This is a genomic window from Actinoplanes couchii (assembly GCF_016862075.1).
In the GTDB taxonomy this organism is placed as follows: domain Bacteria; phylum Actinomycetota; class Actinomycetes; order Mycobacteriales; family Micromonosporaceae; genus Actinoplanes; species Actinoplanes couchii.
Map to the genome: position 1 here is coordinate 42,386 of NZ_BOMG01000120.1, position 18,746 is coordinate 61,131.

The 18,746-nt window shown below is 67.2% G+C and carries 10 protein-coding genes; 1 reads left to right on the forward strand and 9 read right to left on the reverse strand.

The features are described 5' to 3' along the window. Window positions 1-19: 19 nt before the first annotated feature. From Aco03nite_RS47630 to Aco03nite_RS47655, 6 genes are all read right to left on the reverse strand, one after another. Window positions 20-1,711 carry a condensation domain-containing protein gene (locus tag Aco03nite_RS47630; RefSeq protein WP_203808904.1) on the reverse strand — a complete coding sequence of 564 codons (1,692 nt, stop codon included), beginning with the start codon at window positions 1,709-1,711 and terminating at the stop codon, window positions 20-22. Window positions 1,712-2,573: 862 nt separating this feature from the next. Continuing rightward, window positions 2,574-3,170, reverse strand: coding sequence for a phage tail protein (locus Aco03nite_RS47635; protein WP_203808906.1), 597 nt, complete (start codon window positions 3,168-3,170; stop codon window positions 2,574-2,576). Further along, complete coding sequence (locus Aco03nite_RS47640; protein WP_203808908.1) at window positions 3,167-3,790, reverse strand: phage tail protein; 624 nt, start codon at window positions 3,788-3,790, stop codon at window positions 3,167-3,169. Before Aco03nite_RS47640 ends, Aco03nite_RS47635 begins: the two co-directional genes overlap by 4 nt. Window positions 3,791-3,799: 9 nt before the next feature. After that, a complete protein-coding gene (locus tag Aco03nite_RS47645; RefSeq protein WP_203808910.1) occupies window positions 3,800-4,366 on the reverse strand; it encodes a phage tail protein in 567 nt (188 codons plus the stop codon). 32 nt (window positions 4,367-4,398) lie between these two features. After that, window positions 4,399-12,495, reverse strand: coding sequence for an RHS repeat-associated core domain-containing protein (locus tag Aco03nite_RS47650; protein ID WP_203808912.1), 8,097 nt, complete (start codon window positions 12,493-12,495; stop codon window positions 4,399-4,401). Between the two features lie 367 nt (window positions 12,496-12,862). Then, the gene (locus tag Aco03nite_RS47655; protein WP_203808914.1) at window positions 12,863-15,610 is read right to left on the reverse strand and encodes a LuxR family transcriptional regulator; all 2,748 of its coding nucleotides are present in this window, start codon (window positions 15,608-15,610) and stop codon (window positions 12,863-12,865) included. A gap of 81 nt (window positions 15,611-15,691) precedes the next feature. Here Aco03nite_RS47655 and Aco03nite_RS47660 point away from each other — a divergent pair, with 81 nt between their 5' ends. After that, entirely contained in the window at window positions 15,692-17,587 is a 1,896-nt protein-coding gene (locus Aco03nite_RS47660) for an FAD-binding protein (RefSeq protein ID WP_203808916.1), read from the forward strand. A gap of 111 nt (window positions 17,588-17,698) precedes the next feature. On the opposite strand, the gene Aco03nite_RS47665 is transcribed toward Aco03nite_RS47660, so the two are convergent. From Aco03nite_RS47665 to Aco03nite_RS47675, 3 genes are all read right to left on the reverse strand, one after another. Continuing rightward, window positions 17,699-18,100, reverse strand: a complete 402-nt coding sequence (locus Aco03nite_RS47665) for a hypothetical protein (RefSeq protein WP_203808918.1) — start codon at window positions 18,098-18,100, stop codon at window positions 17,699-17,701. A gap of 15 nt (window positions 18,101-18,115) precedes the next feature. Further along, on the reverse strand, window positions 18,116-18,304 hold the full coding sequence (locus Aco03nite_RS47670) for an MCP four helix bundle domain-containing protein (protein WP_373872697.1): 189 nt from the start codon (window positions 18,302-18,304) through the stop codon (window positions 18,116-18,118). 243 nt (window positions 18,305-18,547) lie between these two features. Further along, window positions 18,548-18,746 (reverse strand): DUF418 domain-containing protein (locus Aco03nite_RS47675; protein ID WP_203808922.1); only part of this gene is annotated, 199 nt, incomplete at its 5' end.

Genomic DNA, 18,746 nt, shown 5'->3' on the forward strand with positions numbered 1-18,746 from the left:
GAGAATGAGGCTCTGGCGCTCATGACGAGGCCACCTCCCGGGTGGCGGTGTGTACGTCAACGGTGCCGGCTGGCACGTCCGGGTCCGCGGCGAGGGCGGTCAGCATCCGCCGGTAGCCTTCGGCCACGCGCTGTGCGGTCTCCGGTTCGAACAGGTCGAGCTGGTATTCCAGGGACGCGTCCATGCCGGCCGGCTCCTGGTCCGGACCGAAGTTCTCCCGCAGACTCAACGTCAAGTCATACACGGAGCCGCTGGCGTCGACGTCCAACGGCACATCGGTCAATCCGTCGAGGTCGAGCCCGGCGTCGGTGTTGTTCGCCAGGGTGAACATGACCTGGAAAAGCGGGTGACGGGTCTGCGAGCGGGCCGGATTGAGTTCTCTGACCAGGTGGTCGAAGGGGATGTCCTGGTTGTCGTAGGCATCGAGGGCTACGGTTTGGACCCGCTTGACGAGATCTCGCAGACTCGGGTCGCCGGAGGTGTCGACGCGGAACACCAACATGTTGACGAAGTATCCGACGAGGTCGGTCAGCGCGTCGTCCATGCGCCCGGCCACGGGTATTCCGATCGGAATGTCGGGGACCGCACCGAGTCTGCTCAGCAGCGCTGCGAATCCGGCCTGCAAGACCATGAACATCGTCGCATTCTCCGCACGGGCGATCTCCGTCAGTGCCGTGTGGAGATCGGCGTCAAGGGTGAACTCGATGGCGCCTGGGACAAAGTCGGAGATCGGCCGGCGCGGATGATCCACCGGCAACCGCAGTTCCTGGGGCATGCCATCGAGTACCGAACGCCAGTGCGTGAGCTGTCTCGACGCCAGACTGCCCGGGTCCTCCGCGCTGCCCAGCAACCGTCTCTGCCAGAGTGCGTAGTCGGTGTACTGGACAGGCAGCGGGGGCATGTCCGGCGCGGCACCGTGGCGCCGCGCCGCGTAGGCCCGGGCGAGGTCTCGGGTGAGCGGCTCCAGCGACCAGCCGTCGCTGACGATGTGGTGAATCAAGAGGAGCAGGACGTGCTCCCGCGGTCCCAGCGCGAACAGCCATGCTCGCAGGGGTAGGTCGCGCTCGAGGTCGAACGGGCGTTCCGAGGCCTCCTGCATCCCCTCGTACAGCTCTTCCTCGGAAAGCTCCTGATACTCCAGGCTCACCGTGTATCCGAGACGTCCGAGGCGACCTGGTACGTACAGGTCGCAAGCCTGCTGAAGCAGGCCGATGCGCTCCGGTGCGGGCGTGAGGCGGGCACGCTGCAGCAGGTCGTGTAGTTGCCACAGCTCGACGGTGGCGGTGGTGGGGTTGAGGCGGTAACGGCTGGTGGTGCCTCGTTTGAGCAGGTGGTCGTCGGGGTGGGGGCCGCCGGCTCGGGTCAGGACGTGGCGCAGATTGGAGGCGTTGGTGTCGACATGCTGTTTCGCCTGGCGTAGGCGGACGTCGCCGAGGAGGTGTTCGCCGATGGTGTCGGTGTCGGTGCCGTCGGGGTGGCAGGCGAGGAAGACGGCGAGTTCGGCGGCTCTGGCGCGCAGGTTGTTGCCGGGCCGGGTGATGCCGTCGATGCGCAGGGTGCCGAGGACCCGAATCTGAACGGGTTGCGTGTTGGTGGGTTCGCCGGTGGTCTGGTCGACGGGCTGGATGGTCGGTGCGGGTTCGGTGGCCGGGGCGATGAGCAGGATCGGCGGGACTGCTTCTTCGGCGGGCGTGTTCGCGCACGGCAGCAAGGGTGGTGAGGTGGTGTTCCTCTAGGATCCGGGCGCGGTGCAGGATGCGGGTGCCGACGGCGTTGACGGCGTCGGTGAAGTCGGCGGCGATGTGCAGCCGTGACCAGCTGTTGATACCCGTACCGAAGAGATCGGTGAAGGTGTTGCGGTCGATGATGACCTCGGCGCGCTGGGCGGGGTCGTCCGGTGCACCGGTGGTGAGAGCGGCGAGGAGCAGCCCGCGGGCGGCTCCGGGCGCGCCGGGCCCGTCGACGCCGATCGGGTGCGACGGCAGCACCGTGATGGCGGGTGTGCCGGGACGGCGGCGGGCGTGCCGGTGGAGGGTGTCGACCGGCTCGGGTAGCCCGGGGCGCCGGAAGCCGCATGCTAGCGGCGGGATGACTCCGTCTACGGCTGCGCTGGCGCCAGAGCAGGGCCCCGGTGGCGCTGATCGCAACGGCGAGGCTCCAGGTGATGACAGTGCCGCTGGGCAGGTGGATGCCGTCGTCGCTGGTAACAGCTTCGGGCGACGTGGTTGCCGACGGCGGCGACGGAGTCGGCGTGCCGGGCTCGGCGTAGTGACGGGCCGATCGGCTACCGGAGATCGGGGTGGTGGTGTGGGGGCCGGCTGGTGTGGCGCTCGGGCTTCTCGCCGGGCGTCGTCGGGGAGCCGTAGATGCCAGCCGGGACGGATGAGGTCGCAGTCGGTGAGCCGGGCGCCGCCGGGCTGGCGCCGATCGACATGGAGTTCCCCAGTGGGATGGCTCTTCGGGAGTGTCTCGGGGCGTGCTGCCTCCCGCTGCTGCTGGCGGTCGGAGGTGGAGATTACACCCGGTTACCGGACGGGATGGCGGCCGGAGTGCGGTCGCCATCCCGGACCCGGTCAGGCGCGGTAGCGGATGATGAAGGCGACGTACGCGTTCTCTGGTCGGGTCTCTTGGTCGCCGCCGTCGGTGACGGTGTGCTGGTGAGCGCCGGCCGTGTCGGTGCCGGCATTGCCGTCGTTCCAGATCGACAGGTGCGATCCGGCGATCGCGTACAGCGAGCTGTTGGTCGGGATGTGCCAGACGTCGTGCGTGTGCTGCCCGTCGGTGCTGGTGGTGAACGACTGTCGAGGTGCGGCAGTGGCGCCGCCTTGCACGGAGCCGCACTCGTCGCCGCCCATCCCGCCAGGTGCCGCCGCGGTACGGGTGGCCGCACCCGGGTCGCGTCCGGCGCCCGCGTCGACCCCGCGCAGGAAATAGCCACGATAGTCGGGCAGGTTGAAGGTGGTGGATCCGTCCCCGCCACCGTGCAGGGTACCGATCACTCTGAACAGGTCCTCGTAGTCCGAACGACTGAGCTCACGCCCGTCGCAGTACAGCCAGCCGCGTTCTTCGATGGCGGCGGCGTCGACCCGTGCGGCGTACGGGGTTACCGTGCCGACCACCATCTGACCCACGGGTACCAGCGGCTTGGCCTGGCTTTTGGTCGTCATCATGGGGCCTTCGTTCCGTAGTAGATGATGGTGTTTGTGTAGATGTTGATCGGGCACGTGTCCAGGTCGCCGCCGCCGGTGACGGTGTGGGTGTGCGTGCCGGAGGTGCCGCTCTGCGGGGAACCGTCGTTCCAGTTGGCGTAATGGCTGCCAGCCAGCGCGTACCAGGAATTGGAGTTCGGTAGGTGAGCGACGGTATGCGAGTGGTTGCCCTGAAGGTCGGTGGCGAAGCCGGTGTTGTCGCCGACGGGCCGGGCGGTCGCCCGGTTCTGCACCGAGCCGACCGCGTCGCCCGCGATGCCGCCGGGGTTCGCGGCCAGCCGGGTGTTGGCGTCGGGGTCATGGCCGGTCCCGTCGTCCACGCCGCGCAAGAACCGGCCACGGTGGTCGGGCAAGTTGAACGTGGTCACCCCGTCGCCGCCACCGTGCAGGGTGCCGATGACGGTGAACAGGTCGTTGTAGTCCTTACGGGATCTCGGACTGCCGTCGCACAACAGCCAACCGTTGGGCGGCGGTGAGTTGACCGTCACGACGCAGCCGTAACTCACGACGGTGCCGACCAGGACATCACCGTCGGTCATGGTGGCCTGCGGTTGCTGCTGGGTGTGTGGCGTCTGTGCCATGATCGTCTCCTAGCCCTGGAATTTGATGACGTGGTACACGTACTTGTTGATGGGGCGGGTTTCCATGTCACCGCCGGTGACGATGGTGTGACTGTGGTCGCCGGCTGCGTCGGTCTGGCTGGTGTTGTCGTTCCAGATGCCGTAGTGGCTGCCGGCGATGGCGCCCGCGCTGTTCTCGGTCGGCATGTGCGGCACGCCGTGGCTGTGCGCGCCGCCACTGGCGGTGGTGAAGGCGTTGCCGGGGCGAGCCGTGTAGCAACCTTCCACCGAGCCGGGGTTGTCGCTGGTCAGGCCGCCGCTGTTGGCGGCCTGCCGGTCGCCGACATAGGGGTCACGCTTGGCTTGGGCGTCCACGCCCCGTTCGAAGCGGGCACGTAGGTCGGGCAGGAAGAAGGTGGTACGAGTGGAGCCGTAGTTGCCGCCGATGGCGAAGAACAGGTCGGCGTAATCTGACTTGATCACCTCCGAGCCGTCGCAGTATAGCCAGCCCTGCTGCTTGAGCCAGCCGGTGTCGAGCCCGCCGGCGAATGTGGCGATGGTGCCGATCGGCACCATCGAGGGTGATGTGGTGGACATGGTGTCTCCTTTCCAGGCGGAGAGCCGGGCGGTCATCGGATCGCCCGTGCTCCGAGGGTTCGTAGCCAGAAATCGATGCCGGTGGCGGTGAGGGCCCACACGGGTGGTTCGAGGCCGGCCGCACGTAGCACGCCACGCGCGTAGGAGGTGCAACCGTTCGTGAGGAAGTTGAACGGGCCCAGAGAGCCTTGTGCCAGGGCTGCATTGCCATAGGCGACGGCACGCTGGGCGTTCAGGCCGGGCACCTCGATCATCGCGGTGCGCCGGGTACCCGCGTAGTTCATGATCTCGGTTAGCGAGCGTCTGCTCGCTGAGGTGCCCATGCCGCCGAGGAACACGCTGCTTTTGCCTTTGTAACCAGAGCCGGCGAATACCAGATGGGTGAACGACCAGGCCCCCGGCTGCTGCCGGGCGGCAGCCACCGAGTGCCAGACACTGTGAAAGGTGTCCTGCACGACGTGCCCGACCTGGCCGCCCGGGCCGGTCCGGCCAGCGCGAACCACCCGATTAGTCCGCGCGATCGGGCCGCGCCCCAGCGTTCCGCCGATTGCCCCGCCGACCGCACCACCCAGCGCCCCCTGCCAGGCCGCAGTGGCGGCGCCCGCACCGAAGTTCCGGCCGTAGTAGGAGTTGATGGCGCCGTTGGTCATAACCGAGTCCAGTGCCCCGAAGCCGGCGCCGATGGCGGTCTCCCCGACGAACGCGGCTGCCGAACTCAGCGGCGCCATGGCGAAACCCAGCCCGGCCGACGCGGTACCGAAGGCCGCGCCCAGGCCCACCGATATACCCCACTCGACTGCGTCGAAAGGCTGCTTCTCCGCATCGACATGGGTGACTCCGTAGGCGGCACTACCGAAACCGGCCCCGATCAGCGCGCCACCGAGCAGGAGGCCCCCAGCCGTCACCAGCGGTGTGGCGGCTCCGGCGGTGAAGATAGTCAGGGCCGCCCCACCGATCACCAGTGCCACACCCGCCGTCGCCGCCAGGAACGACTGCCAGGAGAAGGCGAACCCGCCGGTGGGGTCGCAGCCGTTGACCGGGTCGCCGCCGGCGTAGAGATAGGGACTCGAAAACTGGCCGGCCGGGTCAGTGGACAGGAACCGCCCGCTGACCGGGTCGTAGAGGCGTAATGGGAACATGTACAGGCCGGTGACTGTCTCCCGCTCGGCTCCGGCGAACAGATACGGGAAGGTGCCGGTGGCACCGGTTTCGATCGGGGCACCGAGGAACCCGCCGTAGGGCAGGTAGTTGAACGCGCCGACGACGGCCGTCCCGTCGTAGATCGCCCGAGTGGTGCCCAATCGACCACGCAGCACGTATGCCGTCCCGGTCGGTGACCAGACCGCGACCGGTCCGTTCGGTCCGGGGATCAGGCAGCTGAGGGCGGACCCGCCGTCGTTGCCGGTGTGGCCGAGAACGAGCGGCTCACCGTCGGCGCCGGGGATGTAGAGTCGCCGGCCGTCCGGGTAGCTACGGCAGACCAGGCCGTTGTCGGCTGCGTAGTCCAAGTGTACCGTGCCGGTGGCCGTGTCCATGTCGGTGACCAGGGTCGACACCGGGTCATAAGTGACGCCGGTCAGGGACAGGGCCGGGGCTTCGGCGAGATCACCGTCGGCGTTGTAGGCGTACCCGTCCGGCCCGCCCGTCCCGATCGCGCGGAGCCGGTTGGTCCCCTCGGTATAGGTGAACAGTTGGTCGTCGCGGTGGCGCACGTTGCCGTTGGCGTCGTAGCCCAGATCCAGGAAGCTGTGCCTCTCACTGGCGCTGCCGACCGCAGTGGTCAGGCGGCCGAGCGGATCGTAGCCGTATCGGTAGTCGTGATCGGTGACGAAGCCGGGGCCGTCCACGTCGGAGAAGACGCTGGCTACCCGGGCCACGATACCGCTGTAGTAGCCGACGCCGGTGAGCCCGTCACTGGTGTACTGGGTCGTCTCGGTCAGGTACCGGTCGCTGACCTCGGCCATCCAGCCGGTCGAGGTGTACCGGTAGGAACGGGGCAGCTCACCGGAGGTGCCCGGGGCGATCACCTCGCTGGATAGGCTCCCGTCCGGGGTGTAGTCGAACCGGGCCAGAACGCCCGGTCGGTCAGCGGCGACGCCGATGACCTCAACGATCTCGTTGAAGCCGTTGGCCCGATACCGGGCGGTGAAGGCCGCCGGCTCCCGCTGAGCTTCGTAGCGGATGGCGGTGATCGCTCCCAGGCCGTCGTAGCGGTACCCGATCGTGTGCGGCTGCCCGCCGTCGTAGCCGTCAACGCTTGTGCTTCTCGTGGCAACCAGCCCGGTAGAGGTGTACCCGAGGGTGGTGACCACCCCGGTGTCGCTGCCCTTACGCGCCGCTGACTCACTGCGGGACCGAGCCTGCCACAGCCTGCCGTGCAGGTTCAGGTCTGTACCATCACCGTCATAGCGGTAGCGGTGCAGCCACTTGCCGACTGCCGGTAGCCAGGCCGGGTCGTCCGCGTGCCGACGCAGCAGGTCGAGGTTCCACGGTGTATGGCAGGTGCCTTCCTCGACGATCCGGCCGAGGTCGTCGTAGCACAGGTAGCACAGGTAGTCGGCGGAGGCCGCGACCGGGCTGCTGCTGAATCGCAGCCGCCCGAGCCGGTCGAAGACCGACTGGACCGGGCCGTCAACGTCCGGGGAAGTCACCGACGTGGGATTGCCCGCCGCGTCGTAGGTCGTCGTCGTCACGAAATGCTCGCGATCGGCCACACCCGGATCGAACATGTTGGGTTGTTCCCGGCGGACCGGATTGCCGAAGACGTCGTAGTAGGTGCGTTCCAATGAAGCGACTCCGGATGTCCCGGTCAGGTCACCGGCGGCTTCGGCAACGACTTGGCCGAACTGGTCCTGCCAGGTGCGGATGAGTCGCCCATCAGGGTCCAGAGTGGCGGTCACCGGGTACCGGCCGGCCGGTAGTCGCGCCATCAGCGGTTCGGCGGTGTTGAGCTGGAACCGCCGCCGGGTGGTGTGCCGTTGGGCCGCCGGCACCGCCGGGTTGATGGCGAACTCCTCGCCGGGCAGACCGGTCTCGATCGCGCGACCCCCTGGTGCCGGTTCGAACCTCGTCCGGGCGAAGGGATATCCCTTGTCATCGGGATATTGGCGGGTCATTTCGCAATCGTTCAACGCCCCGGTCGCTGGGTTCAGTTCGGTGACCAGGCTGGCACGGTAGCCCACCGGTGACTGGTCGAACCGGGCGGTTCTGGTGTCGGCGTACGCCCGGCCGGCCTGGTCGTGGAGGGTAGCCGAGACCCGGGTGACGGTGTCGTCCAGACGTTGGAGTTGCCTGGCCCGGCCGACATTGTCCAGCCAGGTCAGACCGGCGGCCGGGGCGCTGCCGACCGCAAGCCAGCTCAGCGCCAGGGGGCCTTCGGTGCCCAGCGTTACCGCACCAGTGAACCCGGCTCCGGTTTTGGCCGGGGCGACCACATGTTGGAGGGTGACCCGGCCGTCGACCAGCAGCAGCAACCGGTGTTGCCACAGCAGCAGCATCAGGTCGCTGCCGGGCGCCGACTCGCATGTGCCGACCGGCTCGCCGTCCGGCGCGAGCAGGGACCAGGTGCCAGCCGCCCAGTCCACTGACCAGCCGCCACCGAAGGACAGATGCAGCGGCATCGTCGGGGCCGGATCGGCCAGCGCGAACCGGTAGACCACCGCGTCGAACGGGTCGCCGCCGTCCAGCAACGGCCGTGAGGTCAGTGTGGCCCGGCCGCCGCCGGAGAAGCTGAGCCGGCCGGGGCCGCGTTGCCACGTGCCGGTGGCGTCCCAGCCATCGCGCCACTGCTCGCCCCGTCGGAAGTCGGTGAAGGTACCGCCGCCACGCAGCACCACGTGCACGGTCGAACTGGGCGTCGCGGGGTCAAATTCGCCATCGCTGGTCTGGCGCCATAGTTGGGTGGCCACCATCGACCGTGGGCTGTCGTCCGGTCCGACCTCGATGACCGCGCGTTGCCAACGATCGTAGGCCAGCCGATTGGTCTGGCCGAACAGGTCGACGGTTGCCCACAACTGCCAGCCGTCCGGCGAGTACACGGTAGCCTGCAGGGCTCCGGATACCGGCGCGAAGCCCAGGTTGTCGACCAGCAGATCGGCGTGGTCCTGTCGGTTGGTCAACGCGAGGTTGACCGACCGGATCGTGCCGACACCCAGGGCGTCCGGGTCGACGCTCTGGCACAGCCATTGCCAGCAGCCTGCGGTGTCCGGGATGGGAAGCACGATCGGTACGGCGGTGCCTTGCTCACCCTCGACGGTGATCCGCCAGGCGGACCGGTCAGGGTCGACGACGAATCCGGCGGTGGTCTTCACCCAGCAGGACAGCAGATAGACCAGATTGCCCCGGGCCGGGCTCAGCCGGTTGGTGATGCCGACTGTCAGATCCGGATCGGATGGGATCACAAGGGCCCGGCTACCGGTGTGGGCGTCACCGGCCAGCAGATACCGGTCCGGGTCCAGACCGGCCGGGGTCAGCGTCCAGCCGCCGGTCGACTCGTACGCCTCGAACCCGTAGGAGCTGGCCTCACCGGCGCCCGGGTCGGCATTGATGGTATTGGCTACCTGAAGCTGGCCAGCCCGATCGAAGATCACCGTGGCTACGTGACCACCTTCGTCGGCAGCGGACAACGGTTGTGCGTGGTCACCGATGGCCAGCACGGCACGGGTCCGGAGCCAGCCGTCACCCGGTTCGTCCTCATGTCCCCAAGCGTGGAAGTCCGCTCGTGGGTTCCCGCCCTGCCACACGTACTCGGAGTCGGCCACCCACGGGCCCCACACGTCGGTGTAGGTGGTGACCCGACTGTCGGTGACCAATCCGGCGGTGTCGTCGATGGCGGTGACCTGGGCGACGGGGTCCAGACAGTTCAAGGCCAGTAGGTCCGGGTACACCTCCCAGCCGTAGGTGGTGTCGACGTGTCGCTTCCGGGTCACCCCGCTGCCGTCGATGCCGTGCGAGACCCGCCGGGACACCTGTCCCCGGGTGTTGTACCCGAACTCCGCCGAACTGGTCAGCCACCCGTACACCTGTAGTTCCTGCTCGTCGGTGGCCACCTGGTAGCGCGCGCCGGACGCGTCGAGCACGGCCCACCGCCGCCCGGTCTGCTCCACGACGACGGTCACCGGTGCTGCCAGGGATAGCCCCGCGGCACTGAACCGGTCCTTCAGCCCGTCCGGGACGGTCCGGGCATCCAGCGCCGCCGTGTAGTCCAGTGTGACCGGGAACAGTTCCGCGGCGGCAGCCTCGGTCTGCCGGCGGATCCGGGTGTAGGTGCCGCAGATGCGCAGGTCGGTGTCACCGGTGCTGACGTACGGATAGCGGTGGCTCTCACTCATCAGCCGACCGTCGGCGGTGAAACCACGAGTACGGTACAGCTGCCCATGGAGAGCGCTGAAGAACGTGCGGGCGTTGGTGTAAGCGTCCGAGACCGGGTACACCACACCGGGCACACTCGGGCTGAGCCCGTTGAAGAACACCCGTTCCACCGCGCCGTCACTTCCGTCGCCAACCGTGACACGTACCCGGACGTACTGCGTGACCAGGCCGTACGGGTCGTATGTGGCGGTGGCGGTGTCGTAGTCCACGGTGGTCGGGGTGACCCCGTACCCGGTGTCGTTGGCGACGCTGACCAACTGCCGGGCGACCAGACGGTTGGTGATCTGTCCGTCCACTAACCGGTAAAGGGTAAGGCTGGTCGCATTGTCGAAGTCGGAACCGCGGAAGGTGACGAGAGCGGTCGGTCCGGTCAGATGTTGGCCGGGTCGGGGATCGGCCACGATCACGTGTTCGCCGGGAAGCGTGACGGACGTGCGGACGCCGCCGTCGGCGAGAGTGAGCACCCTGGTCGATCCGGCGGTGTTCTGGTAGACCAGATAGCTGGGGGCGTGGTTGATCAGTGTGGTCAGGTCGGCGTCAGCGGGCAGCGTGTATACGGTGACCCAACTGCCGTCCGGTTCGCGGCGCAACAGGCTGCGACCATCGGTGCGATAGCCGCCGCCGATCACCGGCACCGCGCTGCCGGACCCGGAGATTCGGGTGGGTGTGCTCCACGAGCCGGTGTACGGGTTGTACTGGCGCAGGTCCGCAGTCCAAGCGCCGCTGTCCTGTACCGTTACCGTGTATGCCGCGTCGGTGTCGTAGGCATAGACGTAGCGTGGTCCGAGCACCGGCGCCACGGTGCTCACCTGACGCCAGGTCGACCCTTCGAATCGGAACAAATGCTGGCCGTTGGCCACTGTGGAGCCGTTGACCGTAACGTACCCGACCGGGTTGCGGGTCGCCAGCGGCTGGCTGCCCTCGGCCTTGAGGATCGTCCCGAACTGGTAGTTCGTCGACCATGGCAGCAACCGGGTGGCGTAGGCGACGGTTGCAGCCAGCTCGTCGACGCCGGTGACGAAACCCACCGCGGCGAATGAGTTTCCGGCTGCTAGCATCCGATCGGCGCGGGTCAGCGTCCAGTCCACACTCACGGTGTCGGTGACCGATCCGCCGCGCAGCCACCGCCGGTCGGGACCGCTGTAATACAGGGTGGTGGTGAGCCCGGTGCCGCTAGCCGGTGCGGTGCACAGCACGCAGAAGTTCAGCCCGGCAGCCAGGGCGGTGTGCCCGGTGCCTGCGGGCAGACCGAAACCGGCAGTGGTCCACTGATTCCCGATCGGGTCCCAGGACACTACAGCCAGTTGTCCGGCTGCGGCGTCAGCGACCGAGACGAAACCCGCCCCCGTGCTGACGGCGGGCGCGATCATCGGCCGGGACAGGATCACCTCGTGTGGGGTGCGCTGCCAGGTACCGAACCGGTACGGGTCAGCGCGCAACAGTTGTACCCGGTACTGCTGGGTGTGGGAGTCCTGGTACCAGACGGCAAAGAAATCGTCTCCGGTGGAGACCCGCAGACTGTTCGGTACTGCCCTCCAGTCGCGGGTGTCCTGTTGGCTGGACCAACTGCCGTTCCACGAACACACCGTGACCGTGACCGCGCCGGTTGCCGTGTTCACCCAGGTGACGACGGCATAGCGGTGGCCGTGCCAGATGCGGGGTGTCCAGCCGGTGCCGGGGCTGGGTATCGACTGGTGCAGGATGCTGTTGGGCAGCGGGGTGCAGGCGTAGGTGAAATGCAGCCGGCCGCCCTGTGGGCTGGTGACCGTGGCCAGCGCACCGGGGGAGGCCTGGTCCGCGTCGTGGTAGTCCAGCCGCAAATCGGGCAGGGCGGCACCGTCGGCAGTCTCCTGCCGGACGCTGGTCAGGAAGCGCTTGAGATAGTCGGTGTTGTGGCGCTGAGGGCTGACATTGCGTAGCTCGTACCCGAGGCGGGTGGTGGAGATCAGATTGCCGGCCGGGTCGTTGACCTCGACCCGGTCCAAGTGGAAGGGGTCCAGGTGGTACTGGTAGGCCTGCCGTCCGCCCGGGGGTGGGATCTCAGGTGGCGGTGCCTCGGCTGGCTCCTTCGGTAGATAACGCAGATCGATGGTGGTGGCGTCGGGGGCGACGATCCGGCGAAGCCGGCAGGCGCGGGTGTAGGCCGTGGTGCCATCGCCGATGGGCACCTCGTCATAGTCGAACTCGAGGGATAGCCGATCTCCGGTGATTGCGCGTACCTCATGGAGGTTCCACGCCACCGGATACCTGGTGCCGTTATCGGCTGTGGACGGGCCGATCCAGTTGCCCCAGCGAACGCCCCACTGGACGGCACCGGACCCGTACACCCACACGGTCCCGTCGGTGCGGGTGACCTCCCAATACTCCGCCTGCGGCCGGACCGCGTCGGGCACGTACCGAATCTGCCAGAAATTGTGCTCCTGTGACTGGAACAGCTGTGCCGTCCCGGCGAGCCCGACTCGGGTGAGCAACCGGGGCACGCCGCCCGAGACCAGGTAGAAGGTGTCGTCGAGGTTGGTTCCGGCGCTCTGCCGGTCGACGATGATCTGCTCGAGCGGCATGGACCATCCGGTCCCGAGGATCCCTGTCGGTTCGCTGCGGTTCCAGGAAGTCGCGGCTTGGTGGACGCCGCTGCCGTACAGCGCCGTAATCGCCACGTTCAGGCCGTTACGGCCGGGTAGACTGACGAGGTCGAGCGGCATGGTGACCTCGCCGCGAAACAGATTGATCAGGTTGGCCACGTCGTTGCCGACCAGCATCTGACTTGCTCGCACACCCGGTGCTGCCGCGCGTTGCGCCGTGGTTGTCATTGGTATCCCCATTTCGTTCTTTCCTCGCGGCCCAGAGACAGGTCGAACGCGGAAAGGTGTCAGGCCCGGGTGGATCACGCATCGATTCAGGGTGCCGTCATCCGCTTGCAGCTTCCGGATTTGCGCAGGGTGATGCCAGGCCGGTTTCAAGAAGACGAATGAGTGTCGCGGCATTTTCGCGATGAGAAAGCCGTGAAAATTGAGGTGGAAGGTGTCTTTGGGATCGGCCTGCGGTGGCCGACTGGATTCACCTTATGAAGCCGCCAAAAGCGAGTAAATCCGTGGAGTCCCTACATTGGGGTTAGGGGAGGGTTAGTCAGACCGGCAGGTTGCGGGCGAGTTCAACCCTGGATCGCACGCCGAGTTTCCGGAAGGCCCGGCCCAGGTGTGCCTCGACGGTCTTCTCACTCAGGAACAGGCTTGCCGCCACCTCACGGTTGGTTGCCCCCTGTGCGACGAGCAGTGCTACTCGCGTCTCCTGGTTGGTGAGGCTGGGAAAAACGGAGGCCGGCGGTGCTTCCGACCGGCCTTCGCAGAGGATCAGTTCGCTACGGGCGAGATCGGCCCACCGCGCCGTGCGGAGGGCGTCGAACGTGGCCGCCGCGTCCCTCAATGGCTCCCGGGCCATGGCCCGGCGTCGGCGACGACGGAGCCGCTGTCCCCACGCGAGCTGGGTTCGAGCCCGTTCGAACGGGAGTTCGTCACCGCACAGTTGGATCGACTCGTGGAATCGGGCATCGGCGTCGTCGTCGGCCGACAGCATGCCGTGACAACGTTCCACCACTACCGCCAGTGCTTTTCCACTGAACCCGGTGGCTGCTGTGGTGAGGCCGCCAAGCACTGTGGCGGCTTCGTCGGGCTGCCCGGTTAGCGCAAGTGTCTCGGCGAGCATCGGCAGCCAGGGCGATAGGCGTGGTTCCCGCACACCGATCCGCGCCGCGGTCGCCACCAGTCGGCGCAGCGGCGGCAGGGCAAGGTCGGGCTGGCCCGTGGAGTGATGAAAGAGCGCCCGTGCCGTGTTCGTGTCGAACTGCAACACGCCGTTCCCGGATTGGGTGATTTTCTCGTCGGCTTCCGTCAGAAATGCGTGGCACTGCTCCTCGCCGCGGGCCGCCGCGAGGTTGCCGAGGGCGCCGAGTGCCACGGCTACGACGGTGTCCTGGCCGGTCTCCCGGGCGAGTTCGAGCGCCTCGTCGGCCAGGACTTCGGACTCCAGCCACCGGCCGTCTTGGAACGCGACATTGGCTAGCAGCGTAAGGTACACCGGCAGCCGTCCCAGTTCGCCAGCGGTGCGCTGATGCATGACGAGATTCTCGAGCGCGCCACGTGCATGGTGGGTGTCGCCGATCGTGGCGGCGATGTGCGCGGCGAACACCGGCACGCTGGCCACCATCCGGGTCAGGCTCTCGTTTCCGGGTTGCAGGACCGCGCGTACGGCAGGATATCCCTGGTCGAGTTCGCCGATGTAGCACTGGATCACGCCGGTAGTGGCGTCAGCGGCTGTCCGGATCGGATGACCAGCCGGTAGTCGTGCCAGCTCTGCGCTGTGCGCGGTCGCCTTCGCATGGTTCCGGGCGGTCGGCAGGTCGCCACACAGCATCGCGGCCATCGTGGCGCCTGCCCAGCTCACCGTGGCACCGGTGTTGTCTCCGTCGTGGGTCTGTTGTCGGGCGACGTCGGCGAGTAGGCGTTGGCCCAGTTGATGGGAGCCGCATGCCATTTCGACGGACGCCCGAAGGGTCGCGATCCGCTGGTTCCTGGCGGCATCGTCGTCCTCCCGAGCGGCTCGTTCGAGAAGATGTGCGGCTCGTCGGTAACCACCGGCCCATGCAGAGAAGGCAGCAGCCGCGCACAGTCGCTCGGCCCGGAAACACGGGTCGACGGTCAGTGCTGCGGCCCGTTCCAGAGCGCTGCATGCCGCGCCGGCACCGGCGCGGCGCCCGGCTTCCTCGGCCACCCGTGCCAATGCGTCGGCCACGTCCGGATCTGGTCCGATGCACGCCGAGGCTCGATGCCATGCCTGGCGGTCAGCGGCCCCGACCGTGCCGAGTGCGTCGGCGAGTGCGGTGTGGGCAGTGCGCCGGGCCGCTGCTGTAGCACCGTGGTAGACAGCCGAACGCAATAGTGGATGGGTGAAGCGAACCTGGTGGCCGTCGGTTCGCAGGATCCCGGCATCCTCGGCCGCTTCGAGAACCTCGATGTCGAGTCCGATCGTCTGCAGAGCGGTGGTCACCGTGGTGGTGTCGGGTGCCTCGCTGGCGGCGAGTACGACCAAAGCGTTCAGGGTCGCGGTCGGCAACAGGGAGAGGCTCTGCCAGAACGCGGATGCGAGGTGGGCATGCACGGTGACAGGCTCGGTGAGCGGTGCGACGCCGGTCAGTTTGTCGGCACCCAGTAACCGGGCGAGTTCGGTCAGCGCGAGTGGGTTGCCGCCGGTCGCTGTGGTCAGCCGTGCTGCCACGTCAGGTGCGACCTGATGGCCCGACATGGTCGTCAGAACGGTCGCTGCGCTGGTCACGTCGAGCCCGCGTAGTAACAGCGAGGTGAATCCGGGCGGCGACTTCGCGATCCGGGTAGCGAGGAGGATCCCGACCGGTTCGGCGCGCAGCCGCCGGGCCGCGAACAGGACGGCCGCGACCGACTCTCCGTCGAACCATTGGAAGTCGTCCACGATGACCAGGACCGGGCGTTCACTGGCGGCCCGGCTGAGGAGGTTGAGCGCTGCGAGGAAGACCGCAAAGCGGTTACCGGTTGCGGACGGTCCCATGCCCAACGCGGCTGACAGCTCCGCCGCCTGCTGCTCCGACAAGACGGTGAGGCCGGTCAGGAGGGGCTGCAGCAGGTCAGCCAGGCCGGCGTAGGCCAGCTCCGATTCGGACTCAACACCCCGCGCCAACAGAACGGTGCAGCCGGATGCCTGATCGGTCGCGAACTCCAGCAGCGTGCTCTTGCCGATACCAGCTTCGCCGTGCACCTCGATGCACTGCCCCCGGCCGGTGCGTACAGCGTTCAGCGCGTTGCTGAGGATGGACATCTCGCTCTCGCGCCCCACCAGCATCGGCATCCTTACCCTAAAGTAACAAAAAGACCAGCTATCGTATGTTATTTACTATAAACGACATAACGTGTGATCGGTGGGTTCAGCATGAGCGCAGGCGACGCCGGATGGCGCGACAGGATCGCCCGCGACGCGGCCGCCCTCGGCCTGTCCGGTGCCCTTCAACGGCACATCCACACCCTTCTCGCGGACCATCGCGACACCCACCCCCGTGAACGGCTCCGCGACCTACTCATCTGGGGCGGCTTCGATGAGTCGGATAAGGACCCCCACGGCGAGGTGCCGGAACCCGCTGCCGTCACACCGGAGAGCGACCAACTCGACGACGTACGCGAGGCCGACGGAAAGCCGATGAGAGTGTGGTGGCACCGCCCGTTCCGTAACTGGGGCGGCACCGTGGAGAACACCCCGCTGGTCACCGTCTATCCACGATCGAAGACCGGCCTGTGCGAACTCGTGAAATGGGCCGCGGGACACGGCTTGACCGTCCGGGCAAGCGGCTATCGCCATAGCTGGACCGATGGGTACGCAGAGCCCGGGAATGTCCTGGTGTCCATGATCGCCCCCGACGTCGCCACCGCCCGGCCCGCAGTGCACCCCGGCATCGATCCGGCCGACGCGTTGCAGGGCATCGAGATCGTAGGCCGGGACGGTAGGCAGGCACTCTGTCGCATCGGCACAGCCACCACCAACGAGCAGTTCCGTCAGTGGGCCCTGACCTCCGGCCAGGGCAACCGGGAATGGACTGTGCCGCTCAACACCATCATTGTCGAGGTTACCTTCGGCGGGACCAACGCAACTACTTGCCACGGCGCGGGCTGGAAGAACCGCACCCTCAACGATCTCGTGACCGAGGTGGAGTTCGTCAACGCACGAGGTGAACTACAAGTGGTCTCCGACCGCGCCACACTCATCGCAGCGGCTGGCTGCTTTGGGTTGCTCGGCATCGTCACTGCGCTCACCCTGCGCCTCGACCCGATGTCGTACGCGGTGATGCAGCCCGAAAAACGGCCGTTAATGCTGGGCGTCCCGCCGCTTCCCGGCGCTGTCCTGCCGCCGGATATCGACCAACGGAAGGTCACCGATGCCGAGGTGAATGAGGCCATCAAACGATTCGAATGGCAGTGCGAGAACGCGTACTACAGCGAGTGGTTCTGGTTCGCGGAGCAGAGCGAATGCTGGGTCAACTGCTGGCAGAACGACGGCCACCCGGCCGACTCCGTAGACTACCCCAGCCCCATCGACGTGATTCTGCAAGAGACCTCCGAGTACATCGCTGAGATCGCCGACCAGCATGCGTTCCGTCACCTGCCCGGCAGAGTACAGGCCAAGATCCTCGGCGGGCTCGCCATGGCGTCCCGGCCCTCCGGCACCACCGTGGTCACCCCGTTGATCGATGCGTTGCACTTCCTGCGAGGCGTGCACAACATGCCGGTCCGCGACATGGAACTGGAGATTCCGATTCCCTGCCGGCCTGACGATCCGAGTCGCCCGGACTGGTCGGTGTGCCGCAGAGCATGGTGGGACGCGCTCAGGATCATCCACGACTCACCGGACGTCCCGTTGCGGCTCACCTTGGAAATGCGGGTGACCGGCGGCTCGGACGTGCTGCTCGCACCGCAATACGGCAACAACTTCGGTACTTGCTCCATCGAGGTGCTCACCACCACCGTCGTGCCCGCCGAGCAGTGGAACCGATTCCTGCAACGGGTCGCCGATGCCTGGACTTCATACCAAGATCAGGATGGGCGCACGTTGAATGTCCGCCCGCATTGGGGCAAACAGTGGCAAGGCCTGTCGCTGCACGGCCGGCCGGTCGTGGAATACCTGCGCGACGAGGCGTGCCGTGCCCAACTGGTCGGTCTGCGAGCCGGACTCGCCGCGATCGCTGGACAGGGCGGCTACAGCCTGGCCGATCTGCGAGCACGATTCACCAACCCGCTGCTCCGCGAGTTGTTCCGTGACGTGCTGGCTGATGAGTAGACGAGCGGTCACGGTGAGGCGCAGGGCGTCGGCCCGGGCGGCGATGCTTCTACTTGTATGACTGCGGCACGCTGGCAATCCACCCCCGGGCTTCGGTTCTCTGAGCAACGGTCACAAGGCGGGTGGGTCGAGGTTCAGTCCGCAGGCCACCGCATGCTGGTGAAGAACATCAACTTCAAGCGAATCAAGACAGGGCGGACCTGATCTACTGGCGCAGTGCCCGGACGCCTTCGTCACCGTGAGGCCGCCGCCCTGGTCCTCGCCGACCAGGGCCGGCCACCCAGTCACGGCCGGCTGCCTGTCATCGGATCGTGTCTCCCGATGATCAGCAGGGTATTCTCGGCGAGGTCGACGAACGCGGTAAAAATTGTCGGTGAACGCCTTCACCTGGTCCGGGGCGGCGGCGTACGGCAGGTAGGCGGTAATCCGGGTCTCGCGGTCGCTGATCTCCTCCCGTAGTTCGGCCCGGGTCGCGGTGGAGGCGACCCCGTACTCCAGGCTCCGGCTGCGCATGCCCTGGAACAGCTGCTAGAGAGCGGCCAGGTCGACGAGCGGGTTGATGCTGTCGGTGTAAAGCAGGCGGCTCTTGGTGTCGAGGGTCTGCAGCCGGGTGAACCCGGTGTACGCGATCGACAGCGTCGCGACCGCCACCACCGCCACGACGGTCATGATCTTCATACTGACCGGCCGATCGGCGAACCAGCGACCTGGCGACATCGGGTTCCTCCTCGGCGGGTTGTCCCCTCATCCCGTCAGGTGATCCTGGTCGGCGAGCTAGCCTGTCAAATCCATCTTCAACAACGGTACGAGCAGCCGTTACGCCGGCGTAGCATTGTACCGGGCATCCGTTTATCAGAGTTTCCACTGGTGCGTTCCGCAGGGAAGCCTGCGAAACGACGAGAACGTGTACCTGCGCTCGCATCAATTGCTCGCCAGCGCGACCGGATGTGTCGCATTGATTCAGCGCCCGATGTGTGCGGTTCGACCGGACCGGATCGGCGCCCGCTGCCACCAGGTCAGGCACCGCCACGCCCACTCCGCCGGCCCGTACCGGAACCGGCGCAGCCACCACCCGCTCCACACCGCCTGCACCACGAGGATCGCCACGGTGAGGCCGACGATCGCCGGCAGATCCGCGGTGCTGTCGATGCCCAGCAGT